The sequence below is a fragment of the Sphingomonas segetis genome (assembly GCF_009720245.1).
Taxonomy (GTDB): domain Bacteria; phylum Pseudomonadota; class Alphaproteobacteria; order Sphingomonadales; family Sphingomonadaceae; genus Sphingomicrobium; species Sphingomicrobium segetis.
The window spans coordinates 1-754 of record NZ_WJSQ01000307.1; the positions used below are offsets into that span (position 1 = coordinate 1).

The 754-nt window shown below is 72.3% G+C and carries 1 protein-coding gene and 1 pseudogene; both read left to right on the forward strand.

The genetic code is table 11. The features are described from left to right. A partial coding sequence (locus GH737_RS14945) for an EF-hand domain-containing protein (protein WP_155265545.1) occupies window positions 1-428 on the forward strand: 428 nt, incomplete at its 5' end. Between the two features lie 75 nt (window positions 429-503). Continuing rightward, window positions 504-754: pseudogene (locus GH737_RS14950) on the forward strand (hypothetical protein); the annotation flags it as partial.

Genomic DNA, 754 nt, shown 5'->3' on the forward strand with positions numbered 1-754 from the left:
CCGCCCAGGCTCTCACCCGTGCGGCGATGACGAAGCAGCTCGACGCCTCGTTCAAGGTCGTCGATGCCAACGGCGACGGGACGCTCAGCGCGGCCGAGATCGGCGCCGCCGAGCTCAAGGTGCAGCAGACCCGCGCCGCGGCGGTTCGCCAGCGCTTCGAGGGCGAGTTCGCCAAGCTCGACACCAACCGCGACGGCCAGCTCAGCAAGGTCGAATTCATGGCCGCATCGCCCGCCGCGCCCAAGGCCGCGCCCAACGGCGCGCCGGCGCTCGCGCAGATCGACAAGAACAAGGACGGCAAGGTCAGCCTCGACGAATATCGCGCGCCCAAGCTGGCGAGCTTCGACAAGCTCGACACCAACCACGACGGGACGCTGAGCGCGACCGAGCGCCAGGCCGCGATGGCCCAGGCGCAGCGCCGCCGCTAGCCAGGCGAATCGGCGCCGGGCGCACGCGCGTCCGGCGCCGCTCCCCGCCGCCGGCCCGACGATGGTGAAGCCGCGATGACGGACAAGGCGAAGGGCCGCGTGCAGCCCTTGTTCGTGACGCCTCTCGTGCTCGGCGAGCTCGACGGCGCGGAAGCGCTCAACGCCGCGCTCGAGCGGACCATCCTCGCCCGGCGGGACCAGAGCCCGGGCCTCAAGCTGTCGAACCGCGGCGGCTGGCAATCCACGCATGATTTCGCCGACTGGGCGGGCGACGAAGGCCGCGCCGTCGTCCGCCGCGCGCTCGATCTCGCGAGTGCTCACGCCCA